The organism is Schaalia odontolytica (genome assembly GCF_031191545.1).
Taxonomy (GTDB): Bacteria; Actinomycetota; Actinomycetes; order Actinomycetales; family Actinomycetaceae; genus Pauljensenia; species Pauljensenia odontolytica.
Window position 1 is genome coordinate 1,676,039 of record NZ_CP133472.1, and the last position, 17,367, is coordinate 1,693,405.

Sequence of the window (17,367 nt, forward strand, 5' to 3'; positions counted from 1 at the left end):
CGATCCTTTCGCTGACTGCCTCCATTGTGGCAGGGCGGCGCGCGGTGTCGGCGGAGAGCTTTCTTACAGGTTGTTTGCCAACCGCCGGCAGATGATCGCGCGGTGGCGTCCGTCCACGCGCGTCGCGATGACGGTCAGCTGCTCGCCTCCGCCGCCCAGTTTCAATGATTTGCGCAAGTCGTCGGGGTTGATGTCTGCTCCGCGCTTCTTGATCTCGACGCTTCCTGCGCCCCGCGAGCGCAGCTCGGCGGAAATTGCCTTCGCCCGCAGATTGGTCACCGCGAGGACTTCGAAGCGGTCGTAGAACGGGGAATCCGGCAGGCTATCGGCGGTCAGGTAGGCGATCCTGTCGGACACGATGCCTGCGCTGACATCCTCCGCGAGGCGTCCCAGGAGCCCCGATCGGATGACTGCGCTGTCCGGCTCGGCGATCATTGTGCCCAGGGGGGCGACATCCACGCGAGGCGCGGGTGCGTTGGGCGCATACCCCTCGGGGGTGGACAGCGAGTGTGCTGCCCCGGCCTCGTCCACAAGGAGGCACGAGCGTCCTCGGCCCTCGGGGGACAGAGCGGGGGACCACAGCGATGCCTCGACGAGGTCGCCGCCCACGCTCACCCACTGCGCGTGCCAGGATGACGGGATGTGCTCGTAGGCGATGCCGGGGGCCACCTTGATGCCGACGCGCTCGATCGTCGACGCCCAGCCCAGGGCGAGGGAGAGGGGAGGAGACCACTGCTGTGGGTCCGTGATGCGCGCCGACCCGCGCGAGGCACCCGTGCGGCGGGCGGGGTCCGCGAAGATCGCGTCGACGCCCTCGGCGGCAAGCTCTCCCATGTCGAGGTCGGTGACATCTCCCAGGCGGACCTCGGCGCTCTCAAAAGCACGCAGGTTCGCGGCCGCGGCTCCCGCAGCGTCCGGGTCGATGTCGACGGCCAGCACGTTCATTCCGAGGCCAGCGATCGCCAGTGCGTCCGACCCGATACCGCAGCCCAGGTCTGCGACGCGCGTCGCCCCGCAGTCCCTGAAGCGCTGGGCGTGACGTGCAGCTACGACGAGGCGTGTCGCCTGCTCGAGGCCGTCGCGCGTGAACACCATCTGGGAGGCGAAAGGTCCGAACTTTGCGCGTGCCGCCTGGCGCAGTGCCAGCTGCGTGAGGACGGCGGCCACCAGCTCCGCGTTGAGGCCGGAGGCGCGCAGGGCGGATCCAAGCTCGGAGAGCGGGATGGGATTTTGTGCCTGCTTGGCCTGCAGGGACTCCAGCAGCTCCCAGCCGGGGGAGGAAAGGATGGGGGTTAGGGTGCTCACCTGCCCATTGTCCCATCTTCGCGAGGGGGAAGCCCCCTAGGCGGCGCGCGGCCGTCTCGGGATGCGGGGAGAAAGCATCGCCGAGGGTGAACGCTCCTGGCACTCAGCTTGCTCGAGTGCCAGGAGCGTGCCTACACTCGTGGAGGAAGCGCGGGAAAACCCGCGACCGGTCCTGCACCTGGCCCCCGCGACGGCAGGGAAAGGACGAGCACCTTCGTGACAAAGAAGAAAGGGAGCGACAATGTCGATCTCCATCAAGCCCCTCGAGGACCGCATCGTCATCCGTCAGGTTGAGGCCGAGCAGACCACCGCCTCCGGCCTGGTCATCCCGGACACCGCCAAGGAGAAGCCGCAGGAAGGCGAAGTTATCGCCGTGGGCCCCGGCCGCGTGGATGACAACGGCAACCGTATCCCCGTCGACGTCAAGGTCGGCGACGTGGTGATCTACTCGCGCTACGGCGGCACCGAGGTCAAGTACGACGGCCAGGAGTTCCAGATCCTGTCCTCGCGTGACGTGCTGGCGGTCGTGGAGCGCTGAGCGCTTCGCACGCTGACGCATAAGGGGGCGGCCCGGAAGAAATCCTTCCGGGCCGCCCCTTCATATGCTCCGTGCCCGTGGTGAGGGTGATTCCTCTGCGGGCCTCGCATCAGGACGCGGACTGCGCGGCCTGTTCGACAATGGTGTTGCGGATGTACGAGGCGTCGCGGTAGCCGCTGATGAACGCCTTGTTGATAAACATCGTGGGCGTACCCGTGATGCCGGCCTGGTGTGCCTGTTCCTTGGCTGCCTTCACCGTGGAGGCGGTGTGGTCGGCGAGCATCGTCTCGCGGAACTTGTCCAGGTCGGGCACCCCCGCCTTGGCTGCGAGGTCGACGAGGGCCTGTTCGGAGTACTGGGGGTGCCCGCTCGGGTCAGCCGCCGCGTAGATGGCGTCGTGGAACTCCCAGAACTTTCCCTGCTCGCCAGCGGCGATGCCCGCCTGCGCGGCCAGGGGCGACGTCTCGGTGATCTGAGCCAGGTCGTACCACTCGACGCGCAGGGTGCCATCAGCGACGAGGTCTGCCAGCGCGGGATCGACCTCCTGGGCGTACTTCGTGCAGTAGGGGCAAGCGAAATCGGAGAAGATGACCATGGTGACGGGGGCGTTAATGTCGCCCTTGGCCTTCGGGTCATCAGCCTGGTGACGCACGAAAGAGTTCATGATCGCCAGGTTCTGGGCGTTCGTCTGGCTGGGGGCTGCCGTCTCCTTGTTCTGCGGCATCTGTGCGGCCTCGGTCTGCGTCGCCGCGGGGGTCGCCTGGCTCGCCGGAGAGGTAGAGGAGAGCTGAATGCCCATCCACACGCAGACGCCCGCGAGGATCGCGGTGATCGGCGCGGTGATGAAGAACAGGGTCTTGTATGGGGTGGTGGGGGCGTCCTCGGCCTTCTTGTGCGAGGCCTTGGCGTCGTTGCTGGTCATGTGAACTCCAGGGTGCTGTCGGCGAATAGCTGGGCAGTAAAAAGGTGCGGCACCGCGGTGGCGATGCCGCACCGAGCGATGGATGCGCGTTAGGAGACGCGGCGGCCGCGCCCGGAGGAGCGGATCTCTTCGCGTCGTTCTTCTTCGGTCATTCCACCCCAGATGCCGTAGGGCTCCTGGGCGGCTAGTGCGTAGGACCGGCACTGCTCGATCACCGGGCAGGTCGCGCAGATCGCCTTGGCGTTTGCTGCGCGGCGCCTACGCGTGGAACCGCGCTCACCCTCGGGGTGGAAGAACAGCTCGGTGTCCAGGTCTCGGCACGCCGCTTCGTACTGCCATTCCCACGCGTCGATCATGGGTCCGGGCAGACGGGAGACGTCAGTCATTGGGTGCCTCCTTCATGTCTGTCGTGCCGACATTTTCGGCACACGATGTCGGCAAGAATAGACACTTGTGCGGTAGTTATTCAAGGATCTTTCTTGAATTATGATCCACTTCTCAAGGAGCGGGGATCTGTGCTGTTAAAACCCGGAAAAAGCTACGTTGTGCGCATTGAATGAGCAATGAATAACTTTATGAACAACTTAGGGTGGCTGGTGAGATGACTTTCCTGTGGCGTGGCAGCGCCTAACACGCAACAATCGGGGTACCGGATCAGCCCGGATGTGTCAAGGAGAGGAAAGGAAATGCCGCGAGCGCTCATCGAGCAGTCGGCTCTGGGAGACCGCTCCCGTACAGTCTCCTCAGTCTCCGACGAACTCGGAGTGTCGGCGTCCACGCTGCGCACCTGGGAACGTCGCTACGGCCTCGGCCCGGCCCGGCGAGAAGCGGGAGCGCGCCGCCGTTACCTGCCCGAAGACATCGAGCGGCTGCGCACCATGATCCATCATGTGCGGGCCGGAATGCCTGCCGCTGAGGCCGCCAAGCGTGCGCTGTCCGAACGATCGCGACTGTCTCACTCCACCTGCCCCGATAACGCAGCGCAGCTTCGCACCGTCGTCCTCTCCGACGACTACGACCGCCTCGAGGAGGTGCTCGAAGCGGCGGTAGCCAGCCACGGCCTCGTCCACACGTGGTCGCGCTTCGTTGACCCCGCTCTGAAGTCCCTGCGAACCACGCCCGGTGCGGACCCGGTCGGCACTACTCCTGCGATCATGCTCGCCAACGCCTTCCAACGCGTCTGTCGATCCGTCTACCGGTCGCGCCCCACGCGCGCCCTCGTTGGCGGTGACCGTATCGCGATCATCACCGATGCCCTGCACGAGACTCCTGCCCAGGTCGTGGGCGTGGCCTTGGCCTGGTACGGGTGCGAGGTGCGCGTGCTTTCCAGCGAAAACTACGGCGGCGTCAGTACCACCGAGCGCTTCCGCGATTACGTGCGCGCCGGCGTACCCGCGCTCACCGTCGTTCTGGGCTGTGGATCCTCCTGCGAGAAGACCGTCGAAAGCCTTGTCGCCCGCTACGGCGTCCCCGTGATCATGGTGGGCGCAGACTCTCCCGACGTCCTCTCGCCCCACGTCCAGCGCGTGCGAACGATCAGCGCCTGCGTCGAAGAAGTCCTCGCGCTGCTGGCACCCCAGGCGGATCTGCAGTTGGTCGGCCGCTCCTAACGCGTGTGACGGACCGAGACCAATCGTCCGCTCAACTGCGCACTCGTGGCGCTCACCGCCGCCCGCAGCGCCTTGTCAGATGCTACCGTGAAGACACGTACAGGCAGGAGAACAGTCATGAACGCCCCCTGGAACAACGTAGACCTGCGCCGTGCTTTCGACGCTGATTTTGACGCGCTCGTCGCCTTCGCTTCCCGGTCGAAGGCGCGAGTCGGTTTCGCCTTCCTGCGCGCCGACGGTCAGGTGGACCTCGGTCGTCCGCTCGACGCTCGCATCAGCGCGCGCATGACGCACGTCTTTGCCCTCGCACAGATGCGGGGAATAGAAGGTGCAGCGCACCTCGTCAGTCATGGCCTCGCCGCCCTTGCCGGCCCCCTGCGCTCCCCGAATGGGTCCTGGTACGCCGAGGTGGTTCCCACCTCGGAGCGCAGCGCCACCCCCGTACCGCATGCAGTTCTGTCTCAGCGTGCCCAATCTGCGATCATCGGGGCGGCAGCTGCTGCCGCCATGGCCGGACACGAGGAGGCGCGCGACCTGCTCGTCGATCTCGAAAAAGACCAGGATCAGCGCTGGTGGGATCCGTGCGCCGGAGCCGTGCGCGAGGAGATCGATGCCTCCAGCGGTTCCCGACTGCCGCTGCGCCGCCTGTCCACCAACCTCGACACCGCGCAGGCCTACCTGGCCGCGTGGGAAGCCACCTCAGACCACGTCTGGTTCGACCGTGCCCGCTCGATCCTGCGCCTGGTCGGTGAGATCGCCGCGCGCTGCGGTTTCGCGCTGCCCGACCTCTACGACGAGGAATGGCGGCCCCTGCCCGCCTCCGCCGACCAGGACCCCGTCGAACTCATCCGCCCCGGCGACACCTTGCCCGGTCTCGGATTCAAGGCCGCGCGCCTCATGGGACAGGTTTATGCGCTTCTCGTCCACATGGGCGAAGAACCCGGCCCCTGGATGATCGATACCGCCACTGCGCTCTACGACCGTGCGCTCGCCGACGGCTGGACCGATGAGGGCGTCGGCGGCATCGTCTACACCCTCGATCCCGCCGGAGTCATCGCGGCCCCCCAGCGCATGCACTGGGTCGTCTGTGAGGCCGCCAGCGCAGCGCGCGTCCTTGCCGAGGTCGTGGATCCAACTCGAGCCGACGACCTCGCCGTCGACTATGCCCGTGCCGTGGCATGGGCCGACTCCCATGCCCGCGCCGGAATTGGTCGTTGGATCCACGAGGTTGCCGCCGACGGTTCCGTCTCCATGCTGGTGTGGGAGGGACGCCCCGATGCCCTCACCGCCGCCCGCATGCTGGCGCGAGGCTCCGCGCCGATTCATCTCACAGTCACCGGCGCGACTGCTGCCCGCTACGCCTCCCAGGCCAGCGCGAGTGCCTCCTGCCGATGATCTGTCAGGGGACCGGTCTCGTCCCTCGGTACTCGGCTTCGTGGCGTGCGCGAAAGCGACTGCGCGAAAGGGCCACCGACTGCCTACAATTGGCCCATGGGAGAACTCGCTACACATGATCCTTTCGGCCTGACCGGCCTCACCTACGACGACGTCCTGCTCCTTCCCGAGCTCACGGACGTCGTCCCTTCATCCGTTGACACGTCCAGCCGCCTGACGAAGAACATCTCGCTGCGCATCCCGCTCCTGTCCGCCGCGATGGACACCGTCACCGAGGCGCGCATGGCCATCGCCATGGCCCGCCAGGGCGGCATCGGCATCCTCCACCGCAACCTTTCGATCGAGGAACAGGCCGCGCAGGTCCGCCAGGTCAAACGCAGCGAATCCGGCATGGTCGAGGACCCGGTGACCGTCGGCCCCGACGCGACCATCGACGAACTCGACAGCCTCTGCGGACACTACCGCGTCTCCGGCCTGCCCGTCGTGACCGAGGACGGCACCCTCCTGGGCATCATCACGAACCGCGACCTGCGCTTCGTCCCCCAGGACGAGTGGTCCACCCTGCGCGTGCGCGATTGCATGACCCCGCGCGACCAGCTGGTCGTCGGCCAGGTCGGCATCTCCCGCGAGCACGCCAAGCACCTGCTGGCTGAGCACCGTGTCGAGAAGCTGCCCATCGTCGACGACAACGACCACCTGACCGGTCTCATCACGGTCAAGGACTTCGTCAAGACCGAGCAGTACCCCAACGCCACCAAGGACTCGCGCGGACGCCTCGTCGTGGGTGCGGCCGTCGGCTACTGGGGCGACACGTGGGAGCGCGCCACCGCACTGGCCGAGGCCGGCGTGGATGTTCTCGTCGTCGACACGGCCAACGGCGGTGCCCAGCTTGCTCTCGACATGATTCGCCGCATCAAGGCCGATCCGACCTTCGCCGGCATTGACATCATCGGCGGTAACGTCGCCACCACCGAGGGCGCCCAGGCGCTCATCGACGCGGGCGTCGACGCCGTCAAGGTCGGCGTGGGCCCCGGCTCGATCTGCACGACCCGCGTCGTTGCAGGCGTGGGTGTCCCCCAGATCACCGCGATCCACCTTGCCGCCAAGGCCTGCGGCCCCGCCGGAGTCCCGCTCATCGCGGACGGTGGCCTGCAGTACTCCGGCGACATCGGCAAGGCCCTCGTGGCCGGGGCTGACACCGTCATGCTTGGCTCCCTGCTGGCTGGCTGTGAGGAGTCCCCGGGCGAGGTCGTCTTCACCAACGGCAAGCAGTTCAAGCGCTACCGCGGCATGGGTTCGCTCGGTGCGATGAGCTCGCGCGGCCGCAAGTCCTACTCCAAGGACCGTTACTTCCAGGCCGACGTCACCTCCGACGACAAGATCGTCCCCGAGGGCATCGAGGGTCAGGTGCCTTACACCGGCTCCCTCGCCCAGGTCATCTACCAGCTCGTCGGCGGTCTGCACCAGACCATGTTCTACCTGGGTGCCTCCACGATCTCCCAGGTCAAGGCGAATGGCCGCTTCGTACGCATCACCAGCGCCGGCCTGCGCGAGTCGCACCCGCACGACGTGCAGATGACGACGGAAGCGCCGAACTATCACTCATCCTCGGCGAGGTAATCGCAGGCAGAGTGTTCGTAATGGGCGGGAGCAGTCGGTGGGCTGCTCCCGCCCGCGCTATCCTAGGAGAGCGAAATTTCACGACTGCGCAAAGGAGCTGCACACATGCTCATCCTCATTGATCACGCGAACGTCGATTCCATCGCAAAGACCTTGGAATACCTCCCCATCGACGGTGTGACTACGAACCCGACGATCCTTTACCGAGAGGGCAAGGAACCCCTCGACGTCCTGCATTCCATCAAGCGGCTTCTGCCTGACGGCGCTCAGCTGCACGTCCAGATTGTCTCCCAGCGCGCCGACGACATGGTCGCTGAGGCCCGCGCTCTGCGCGGCGAGATCGGCGGCAACCTGTTCATCAAGCTTCCCGTCACGCGCGAGGGCTTCGCGGCCATCCCGCGCATCGTGCGTGAAGGCATGCAGGTGACCGCGACGGGTATCCACTCCTCCATGCAGGGTTTCATGGCCGCCAAGGCGGGCGCTCGCTACGTCGCCCCCTACGTCAACCGCATGGACAACTACGGCATCGACGGCGTGCGCGTCGCCTCCGAAATCCATCGCACTCTGCGTTCCTATGAGATGAAGGCCGATGTCCTGGCTGCGTCCTTCAAGAACTCCGAGCAGGTTCTTGAGCTGGTCCGCCAGGGCGTGGGTGCCATTACCGCCGCCCCCGACGTCCTGGCTGCGCTCATCAAGAACCCTGCGACCGACGCCGCGATTGCGGACCAGAACCGCGACTTTGGTTTCCTTGTGGGCGAGCGCCGCACGTGGCTGGATCTCATCAAGGAAAAGTGAGCCTTGCGTAGAGGCCCGGAGGCGGAGTTCTGCCTCCGGGCTTTTTCGTGCTACCGGTCTTCTTGCTGGTTGCGTCGCCGGTGTTCTTGCTGGCTGCGGCACCGGTGTTCTTGCTGGCTGCGGCACCGGTGTTCCGGGCGCCGTCGGGCCCGCCCGCTCGTCGGTTCTACTGCCGGTGTTTCTGCTGGCTGTGCCACCGGTGTTCCGGGTGCCGTCGGACCCGCCCGCCCGCTCACCGTCCGCGCCGCGAGCTTCGCTCGGCGCGTCGGTTCGAAGCCCGGCCAGGCCCTGCGGCCCCGCCGGCGCCCCCCACTCTGGTGGCTCGTGGTGCGCGTTGATTGGTCAGGCCCACTTCACCTGCAGCCCTCGCACGCCTCAATTGCTGGGCACTCAACCAATTTCGCATGCAATTTCCCTGTCAACCTTTCATGTATTGAAAGATGAGCGTTGGAATTGCAACGTTTTCTGCCTTGGTTGAATCTTCGCCCAATCGAATTGCATGCGACATTTGGGGGAGGCCTAGCTGTCTGCCGGTGCCCTCCACGCTGGTGAGGTGTGGTGCGTGGTGCCCGGCCATGTCCTTCTACTGCCGCGGGTGCAGCATCTGTTTCCCCGGGCCCTGTCATGACCTCTGCCTGGGCCTATCGGGATAGGTTGTGCACATCTGGATAGGTTATGCGCATCCGGATAGGTTATTAAGCTATCCGCATGTTCGTTACCTATCCGGATGTGATGGCATCCGTGGGACCTCGGCTCCCTTTTCCCGGACGAGTCCGCATTTGGGCTTGTTGCTAAGTGGTGTTACACCACTTAGGTGGGTATTACACCACTTCGGAGGTGGTGTAATGCTCCCTAACTGGTGTATGACCTGCAGGATCCAGCCGCAATGTCACCCAGCGGTACTCGTCGCTGATTGGGTGGCTGCGTTGTCGGCTCGAAGCCCTGCCAGACCCTGCGGCCCCGCCGGCGCCCTCCACGCTGGTGGCATCCGAGAGGCAACGAAACGGGGGCCAGCATCTGCCGACCCCCGCCTGTCGCGTCCCTACTCCTGATCGTCGCCGCGGCCCCGCGGCGTGATCTGTGGCCATTCGCGGTCGATGTTCGCGTCCTTGCCCTGCTTGCGCAGGTACTTCTCGAAGTCCTCGGCCCAATCCTGGTGAGCCTGGCGCTGATAGTCCGTGAGCTCCAAGGCGCTCATGGACGCCAGCTGCGGGTACTTGTCCACCATGCCGGCGAGCACGTCGAGCGTCATAGCCACGTCAACCTCGGCCGTGTGGGCGTCGGGGGAGGCCGCCGCCCCGTAGACGGGGGCCATCTCCGTCAGTGTCTTCTTTCCCTTGCGGAACCGGTCGAGCTTGCGGTCCAGGACGAGTGGGTCGACGACCAGCATGGGAGCACCCTCCAGGCGCTCCTCGAAGGAGCCCAGGCGGTGGCGGCGCAGCTCCTGGTTGACGAGCGTGATGTCGTAGGTCGCGTTGAAGGCGACGACCGGGTAGCCGCGCAGCCAGTGCTCGACGATGGAACCGGCCAGCTCGTGGAGGACCTCCTCGATGGGGCGACCGTCGCGGCGAGCCTGCTCGGTCGTGATGCCGTGGACGGCCGTGGCCTGCTCGGGGATCTCGATGCCCGGATCGGTCAGCCAGGTAGCCACCTGGTCGGGGGCGCTGACGCCCGAGCGGTAGGATGCGCCGTCGATGCGCAGCACCAGTGCGGCCGTGACGAGGCGGTCCTTGAGCGCGCGCACGCCCGTCGTCTCGGTGTCAAAACCCATCCACGGGTCGTCGATCCAGCTCATGATTGCTCCTAGCCTTGCCGGTGACTCCAGTGTGGCAGAGGGTGGGCACATCTGCGTCCCGGAGGCAGTAGAATCGGGTCATGAGCGACGAAGTGGAAATCGGCCGTGGCAAGCGCGCGCGGCGCGCCTACACGCTGGACGATATCGCCCTCGTGCCCTCGCGGCGCACTCGCGATCCCGAGGACGTCAACGTCGGCTGGCAGATTGACGCCTACCACGTCGACATTCCCCTGATGGCGGCCCCGATGGACTCGGTGATGAGCCCGGAGACTGCGATCGCCTTCGGCCGCCTCGGTGGCATCGGCGTACTCGACCTGGATGGGCTGTGGACCCGCTACGAGGATCCCACCCCGATCCTCGACGGTATCGCTCACCTGGGCGAGGAGGAGTCGATCGCGACCCTCCAGCGCGTCTACTCCGAGCCGATCAAGCCCTCGCTGATCACCGCGCGCCTCAAGCAGCTGAGCGAGGCCGGCGTGGTCGTCGCAGGCAAGCTTTCTCCCCAGCGCGTACAGCAATACTGGCGGGCGGTCGTGGACGCGGGCGTTGACCTGTTCATCATCCGCGGTTCGACGGTGTCCGCCGAGCACGTGTCGTCGCGCCGCGAGCCCCTCAACCTCAAGCGCTTCATCTACGAGCTGGACGTTCCCGTCATCGTGGGTGGCGTCTGTACGGACACGGCGGCCCTGCACCTGATGCGCACGGGCGCGGCTGGTGTCCTCGTCGGTTTCGGTGGGGGAGCGGCCCATTCGACGCGCCAGTCCCTGGGCGTGCACGCGCCGATGGCGACAGCGATCGCCGATGTTGCCGCTGCTCGTCGCGACTACATGGACGAGTCCGGTGGTCGGTACGTGCACGTCATCGCTGACGGCGGGATCGGTCGCAGCGGTGACCTGTCGCGCGCGATCGCGTGCGGCGCGGACGCCGTCATGCTGGGTGCGGCCATCGCCCGCGCGGAGGAGGCTCCGGGGCGAGGGTGGCACTGGGGCTCGGAGGCGACCCACCCGGACATGCCTCGCGGCCAGCGTGTCCACGTCGGTACGACGGGCACGCTCGAGCAGATCCTCTACGGCCCTTCGACGCGCGCGGACGGCTCCCTGAACTTCGTGGGAGCGCTCAAGCGAACCATGGCCTCGACGGGGTACTCGGAGGTCAAGGACCTGCAGCGCGCTCAGGTGGTCGTCTCCCCGTACTCGGCGTCCTGACTCACGCTCGCCGAGTGTAACGAGGTCGGGGCGGCCGTGCGCTCGTATGTGTGCTCCCGACGAAGGCTTGTATTTCAGGGAATGTTCTCAATCGCTTCCGCACGTATGTGCACGACGTTACACTTGTCATAACTCGTGTTGCCGTTGGTAAAGACGCCTACGGTACGGGGCTCGTCGGCCCCTCACGGTGAGGCGAGGTTGAGAGGATATCCCGATGAGGTACGGGACACGAACACTAGCTGTGTTCGGCGCGCTTGCGCTGTCCGCGGCGGGGCTTGTACCCGCGTCGTGGGCGGTCGATGCGCACCGGTCGGATTCTGCGCAGTCCGGTCAGGTAACGCAGTCGGGAGGGCCGGGAGTGTCGCAGGCTGATGCGGCGCAACCCCAGTCGGCCGCTGCGCAGCCCGTTCAACCGACGCAGCCGGCGGAGACTTCCCTCCCCGAGGGATCCGCGCAGTCCGCAGAGCCCAGCGCAGGCCTCGTCGATACTGAGATCCCCGACATTCAGGCCGTAGGCGGCGGGGACGATTCCGCGATGGTGGGGGCCACCGTGACGACGGTCGGCGTCGTGACCGCCGCATACCCCGCCAACGAGTCGGGGCTGGGCGCGACGATTGACGGATACACGATCCAGACCCCCGGCTCGGGCGGAACGTGGGAGCCGGGACGCTCCCGCTCCGACGGGCTCTTCGTGTACGCCGGAAAGAAAGGCCAGATCCCTGCCCCGGGCACGTGTGTGCGCGTGACCGGAGTGGTCGGCGAATTCCCCGCGACGACCGCGAAGGAGAACCCGTCGAGCCTCACGCAGCTGGCCGCGACCGTCGTGAATACGGTGGAAGGCTGTGCGGCACCGACCCCCACCCCGCTCACCCAGGTGCCCTCGCCGAGCGAGGCCGAGGCTTACGAATCCATGCTGCTCGCGCCCCAGGGCACGTGGACCATTACCGACAACTACTGGGCACATCAGTATGGAAGCCTGACCCTGACCCCCGGGCATACCCCGCTACGCTCTGCCACCGACGTGGTGGCACCCGGCCAGGCCGCGCGCGACTACGAGGCGGCCAACGCCGCTCGAGCAATCACACTGGACGACGGCACCAACACCAACCTGCTCAAGGGAAATGCGACCGAGGTCGCATACGCCTACCTGGCGAACGGGGCACCGGCCCGCGTCGGCTACCACGTCGCCTTCGACGCTCCCGTCGTTCTCGAAACCCGACACGGGACCACCGTCTTCCAGCCGACCGCGATGGTCGCCGCACACCCCGATCACAGCCCCGTGACGATCACGGGGAACAGGCCGGGTGTCCCCACGGTCGGTGGGGACACCCGCGTGGCTACGTTCAACGTTCTCAACTACTTCTCAGACCTGGGCGTTGATGAGGCCGGATGCGCGGGATACCCCGACCGAACGGGCGCCTTCGTGACGGCTAAGAAGTGCAAGGTGCGCGGCGCATTCTCGCGCGAGGCCTTCGCCAACCAGGAGGCCAAGATCGTCAGCGCGATCAACGCTCTGGGTGCCGATGTGGTCGCCCTCGAGGAGATCGAAAACCCCGTCGCGGTGGGCGTGGGAACGGACCGAGACGCCACCCTCGCGCGCCTCGTCGAGGCCCTCAACAAGGCAGCGGGCGACGGAACGTGGGCGTACGTGCCCTCGCCGCCTTCCGTCCCCCAGGGCGAAGATGTCATCCGTATCGCGTTCATCTACAAGCCCGCGACCATCGCCCCCGTCGGCCCCTCGCTCATCCACGACGACCCGGCATTCACGGGACTGGCGCGACAGCCCCTGGCCCAGGAGTTCGCGCGCGTCAGCGGGCAGAGAGCCGCCCCCGCCACCTTCATCGTCGTCGGCAACCACTTCAAGTCCAAGGGGTCCGTGCCCGAGGGCGCGCCTCCCGGCAACGTCGACAACGGGGATGGGCAGGGCAATGCGAACGCGATCCGCGTCGCCCAGGCCACGTCGCTCGCCTCCTTCGCCGCCCGCTTCGCGGACAAACCGACCCTCCTCGTCGGCGACTTCAACTCCTACTCGCAGGAGGACCCAATCAAGGCCCTCGAGGCCTCGGGCTGGGCGCGCGTGTCTGGAGCGGGCGAGAGCTCCTACGTCTACGCCGGGCGCTCCGGCTCCCTCGACCACGTCTTCTCGAATGCGGCAGCGAAGCCCCTCCTCGTCGGAGTCACCAGCTGGGCCATAAACGCCCAAGAATCCATCGCCTTCGAATACTCGAGGGCAGGGATGAACGCCCACCTGACCATCGAGGCTGACAACCCCTACCGCTCCTCGGACCACAACCCCGAGATCATCGGCCTTACGCTCCTTCGCGGCGATGACACCGCGCCTTCGCCCACCGGGCCTGAGACCCCTGCCCCCTCCGAAACCCCCTCACCCGCACCCCGGCCCGGCACCGCCCAGATGGACCCGGTCTTCTCCCACGGGGCACCCGCGCGTGCGAGGCGTCCCCAGCGCGGCCTTGCGCGCACCGGCTCGGACACCGACCGGGCGATCGGCCTCGGAATCATCCTCGCCGCGGCGGGAGGTGGACTTATCGTTCTCTCGCGCCGTACCCGTCGCCGCGGCTGACACCGGGCACGTCAAACCCACCACCCAGGATGCGGCACCGACACCGCACCGATGAAAGGAACACACCCATGCGCAGACCATGGACACGCCTCGCCCTCGCTTCGGCGGCAGCCCTGACCCTGGCTTCCCTGCCGGCTGCCGCGCTCGCGGCTCCGCCAGGTGCCGACGCGCCGATCACCCTGGACCTCTACAACCTCACGGACGTGCACGGACACATCCAGCAGGTCGCCAAGAAGGGCACAGTGCGCGAGGCGGGGCTGCCCGCGATGAACTGCTACCTGAACAAAGCGCGCCAGGCGAACCCGAACTCCTCGTTCACGCTGCTGGGAGACAACATTGGCGCATCCCCCTACATCTCCGGCTCCCTCAAGGACAACCCGACCATCGCGGCCCTCAACACGATGAACCCCCTGGCCTCGACAATCGGCAACCACGAGCTGGACATGGGGCAGGCCGTCTTCAAACAGCGCGTCGACGGGTCCAACCCGGGCGAGTTCGTGCAGGCCACCTTCCCGTACCTGGGAGCCAACATCGAGGGCATGGGTACCTACGGGGACGGCACGCCCTACCTCGGGGACTACAAGCTGTGGACGTCACCGTCGGGCATGAAGGTAGCTTTCATCGGTGCGATCGCTCAGGACGTTCCCTACAAACTCAGTCCTGGAACGACGGCCGGCCTGACCTTCACGGACCCCATCAAGCGCATCAATGACCTGGCAGCCGAGCTCAAGGGCAGTGGGAAGGCCGACGTCGTCATCGCCATGCTCGACGACGACGTGAAGAACAACTACACGAAGGTCGGCAAGGACGTCGACGGTCTGATGGGCGGGGATACGCACGTGCCCTACGAGTTCGACCACGTCAACTCTGCGGAGTCCTTCGAGTCCGCCAACCCCCGGCTGGCGGGCATCGCATCGGGCTCCTACACGGACAATCTGGGACTCATCCGTCTGACGATCGATCCCGCGACGCGCCAGGTCACGAGTGCTGACTCGATCCTCATTCCGGCTGCCGAGGTCGCCCAGTGCGGCTCGGACCCCGACACCCAGGCGATCGTCGACCAAGCTGAGTCCGACTCGAAGGAAGCCGGCAAGCGCGTCGTCGCCACGGGCTACACGGAGGCCTTCAGGCGCGGCGTCTTTACGACGCCCGATGGGTCCACGGACCCCGGATCGAACCGAGGCATCGAATCCTCCCTGGGCGACCTGGTGGCGGATTCCCTGCGCGAAACGATCCTGACCCCGGATGGAAAGACCGTCGACATTGGCATGATCATGGCGGGCGGCCTGCGTGCCGACCTGGTGCCGAACGAGGACGGCACGATCACCTACGCGCAGACTTACGAGGTCGAGCCTTTCTCCGATGAGCTGGGATACGTCACCCTGAAGGGATCGGACGTCAAGGACGCGCTTGAGCAGCAGTGGAAGACGGACCTGAACTCACAGAACTCCAGGCCGATGCTCAAGCTGGGCCTCTCCTCGAACGTGCGCTATACCTACGACCCAGCCAAACCCTATGGCCAGCGCATCACGTCGGTGACGATCAATGGCGAGCCCCTCAAGGCCGACGCGACGTACACGGTCGGCTCCGTGTCCTTCCTGCTGGCGGGTGGCGACTCCTTCGAGGCCCTGACCCGCGGGGGAGCTGCCACGACGAACGGCAACCTGGACCGCGATTCCTTCAACGCCTATCTGGGCGCGCACTCGGGAGGCCGGGCCCGTTCGGTCCAGGCTGAGGGAGGGCTGAGCCCGCGCGAGGCCAAGTCCTCCATCGGCCTGACCCTGCCCACCGAAGCGGTGGCCGACGGCTCGACGGTGACGATCCCGCTGCGTGGTTTGTCCTTCTCCGAGGGCCCCTCGATCACGTCCAAGGTCCGCGTGAGCGCCGGTGGTGCGCAGGCGGTGGCCGAGGTTGACAACTCCCTCGTGGATGCGCACGCCTCCGACGCTGCCTCGGTGATTACGACTGACGGTGCGGGACGGGCGAGCGTGGACGTGACGGTCGTTGGTGCCTGCGAGGGCAAGGTTGCCGGAGAAGTCGTGAACGCGCCCGTCACGGTCGCCACCGACTTTGCGACGGTCGTCGAGGCCGCGGATGGCCTGACGATCCCCGTGACCTGCGCGGGCGCGGCGGCCCCCGACCCGAGCCCCTCGGCGGCACCCGCGGGCGATCCACAGCCCGGTGGACAGGTGCCGCCGATGCAGACCAAGCGCACGAAGGAACCGAGAGGTGCCCTGGCCCGCACGGGTGCGGCTTCGGATGGATTGACCGGGGCGATGTTTGCTGGAGCGATCGGCGTTGTCGCGGTGTTTGCCCGATGCCGCTTCAATCGTTATCGAAGTGAGAACAAGTAGCCCTTGACAGAGCGGGGGTGGCGCGGGAGACTCGTATCAGACGTAAAAGTCGATTCTGACAAATGTTCGCGCGCTGGTCGTGCGGACATGATCCGCGGCCCGCGCTGCCACCGTTTCAAGGAAGAATCCACATCAACGGAGGAAAACACTCATGAAGCACCTCACGAAGCTCCTCGCTGCGGCGGGAGTTGCAACGCTCGCCTTGGCAGGCTGTGGTGGCGGAGGAACCGCCACCAGCCAGTCCGGTGGAGCGAAGGACGCCAGCTCGTTCAAGGCCTGCGCGGTCTCCGACGCCGGCGGCTGGGACGACAAGTCCTTTAACGAGTCCGCATACGACGGCCTGAAGTCGTCCCAGGAGAAGCTCGGCATCCAGATCAACACCGCTGAGTCGAACTCCGACGCGGACTTCAATCCGAACGTGGAGTCCATGGTCTCCGACGGCTGCAATCTGATCATTGGCGTTGGCTTCAACTTGGAGAAGGCCGTTCACGCCTCCGCCGAGGAGAACAAGGATGTGCACTACGCCCTCATCGACTCCAGCTTCAACGACGGCAACAACAACACGGTGACGCTGGATAACGGCCGTCCGTTGCTGTTCAACACGGCTGAGGCCGCCTACCTGGCGGGCTACGTGGCCGCAGGCATGACGAAGACCGGCAAGGTTGCTACCTTCGGCGGTATCCAGATCCCTTCGGTGACGGTGTTCATGGATGGCTTCGCTGACGGTGTCGCGGCCTACAACAAGGCCAAGGGCACGAACGTGCAGCTGCTCGGCTGGGATAAGGCCGCGCAGAACGGTTCCTTTACGCAGTCCTTCGATGATCAGACGCTCGGCAAGGAACAGGCACAGCAGTTCATCTCGCAGGGTGCGGACATTATCATGCCCGTCGCGGGACCGGTCGGCCTGGGTGCGGCGGCAGCCGCCAAGGCGGACGGTAACACCTGGATCATCGGCGTCGACTCCGACTGGTACGAGGCCAACCCCGACTACTCGTCGATCGTTCTGACGTCGGTCATGAAGGAGATCGGTGCCTCGGTCGAGCAGGCGATTCAGGACTCGGTGGACGGCAAGTTCAGCTCTACCCCGTACGTGGGCACGCTGGCCAACGGTGGCGTCTCCATCGCCCCGTTCCACGACTTCGATGACAAGGTGTCCGACGAGATCAAGGCAGATCTGACCAAGCTCACGGAGGACATCAAGTCCGGGAAGCTCGTGGTCGAATCGCAGAACGCCCCGAAGTGATGCG

Annotated in this window: 13 protein-coding genes; 9 read left to right on the plus strand and 4 right to left on the minus strand. The window is 66.2% G+C overall.

Annotated features, from left to right (window positions below; genetic code table 11):
- Positions 1-63 precede the first annotated feature (63 nt).
- A complete protein-coding gene (locus RDV55_RS07165) occupies positions 64-1,305 on the minus strand; it encodes a THUMP-like domain-containing protein (protein ID WP_111823549.1) in 1,242 nt (413 codons plus the stop codon).
- 241 nt (positions 1,306-1,546) lie between these two features.
- Here RDV55_RS07165 and groES point away from each other — a divergent pair, with 241 nt between their 5' ends.
- Positions 1,547-1,843, plus strand: coding sequence for a co-chaperone GroES (gene groES, locus RDV55_RS07170; protein WP_003790486.1), 297 nt, complete (start codon positions 1,547-1,549; stop codon positions 1,841-1,843).
- Between the two features lie 109 nt (positions 1,844-1,952).
- On the opposite strand, the gene RDV55_RS07175 is transcribed toward groES, so the two are convergent.
- Both RDV55_RS07175 and RDV55_RS07180 read right to left on the minus strand, forming a co-directional pair.
- Complete coding sequence (locus RDV55_RS07175; protein ID WP_111823550.1) at positions 1,953-2,765, minus strand: DsbA family protein; 813 nt, start codon at positions 2,763-2,765, stop codon at positions 1,953-1,955.
- Positions 2,766-2,854: 89 nt separating this feature from the next.
- The gene (locus RDV55_RS07180) at positions 2,855-3,151 is read right to left on the minus strand and encodes a WhiB family transcriptional regulator (RefSeq protein ID WP_003790481.1); all 297 of its coding nucleotides are present in this window, start codon (positions 3,149-3,151) and stop codon (positions 2,855-2,857) included.
- A gap of 300 nt (positions 3,152-3,451) precedes the next feature.
- Here RDV55_RS07180 and RDV55_RS07185 point away from each other — a divergent pair, with 300 nt between their 5' ends.
- From RDV55_RS07185 to RDV55_RS07200, 4 genes are all read left to right on the plus strand, one after another.
- Positions 3,452-4,375 (plus strand): MerR family transcriptional regulator, encoded by a 924-nt coding sequence (locus RDV55_RS07185; protein WP_111823551.1) that lies wholly within the window; start codon positions 3,452-3,454, stop codon positions 4,373-4,375.
- A gap of 117 nt (positions 4,376-4,492) precedes the next feature.
- Positions 4,493-5,770, plus strand: coding sequence for an AGE family epimerase/isomerase (locus RDV55_RS07190; protein WP_111823552.1), 1,278 nt, complete (start codon positions 4,493-4,495; stop codon positions 5,768-5,770).
- A 96-nt stretch (positions 5,771-5,866) separates the two neighbouring features.
- Positions 5,867-7,390, plus strand: a complete 1,524-nt coding sequence (gene guaB / locus RDV55_RS07195) for an IMP dehydrogenase (RefSeq protein WP_111823553.1) — start codon at positions 5,867-5,869, stop codon at positions 7,388-7,390.
- A gap of 105 nt (positions 7,391-7,495) precedes the next feature.
- A complete protein-coding gene (locus RDV55_RS07200) occupies positions 7,496-8,185 on the plus strand; it encodes a transaldolase family protein (protein WP_111823554.1) in 690 nt (229 codons plus the stop codon).
- 1,042 nt (positions 8,186-9,227) lie between these two features.
- Here RDV55_RS07200 and RDV55_RS07205 read toward each other — a convergent pair.
- Positions 9,228-9,980, minus strand: coding sequence for an exonuclease domain-containing protein (locus RDV55_RS07205; protein ID WP_111823555.1), 753 nt, complete (start codon positions 9,978-9,980; stop codon positions 9,228-9,230).
- An 80-nt stretch (positions 9,981-10,060) separates the two neighbouring features.
- Here RDV55_RS07205 and RDV55_RS07210 point away from each other — a divergent pair, with 80 nt between their 5' ends.
- The 4 genes from RDV55_RS07210 (at position 10,061) to RDV55_RS07225 (ending at position 17,363) form a co-directional block, all read left to right on the plus strand.
- A complete protein-coding gene (locus tag RDV55_RS07210) occupies positions 10,061-11,185 on the plus strand; it encodes a GuaB3 family IMP dehydrogenase-related protein (protein WP_111823556.1) in 1,125 nt (374 codons plus the stop codon).
- A gap of 214 nt (positions 11,186-11,399) precedes the next feature.
- The gene (locus tag RDV55_RS07215; protein ID WP_111823557.1) at positions 11,400-13,766 is read left to right on the plus strand and encodes an ExeM/NucH family extracellular endonuclease; all 2,367 of its coding nucleotides are present in this window, start codon (positions 11,400-11,402) and stop codon (positions 13,764-13,766) included.
- Positions 13,767-13,834: 68 nt separating this feature from the next.
- Entirely contained in the window at positions 13,835-16,120 is a 2,286-nt protein-coding gene (locus RDV55_RS07220; RefSeq protein WP_111823558.1) for a bifunctional metallophosphatase/5'-nucleotidase, read from the plus strand.
- A gap of 151 nt (positions 16,121-16,271) precedes the next feature.
- Positions 16,272-17,363, plus strand: a complete 1,092-nt coding sequence (locus RDV55_RS07225) for a BMP family lipoprotein (protein WP_111823560.1) — start codon at positions 16,272-16,274, stop codon at positions 17,361-17,363.
- Positions 17,364-17,367: the final 4 nt, after the last annotated feature.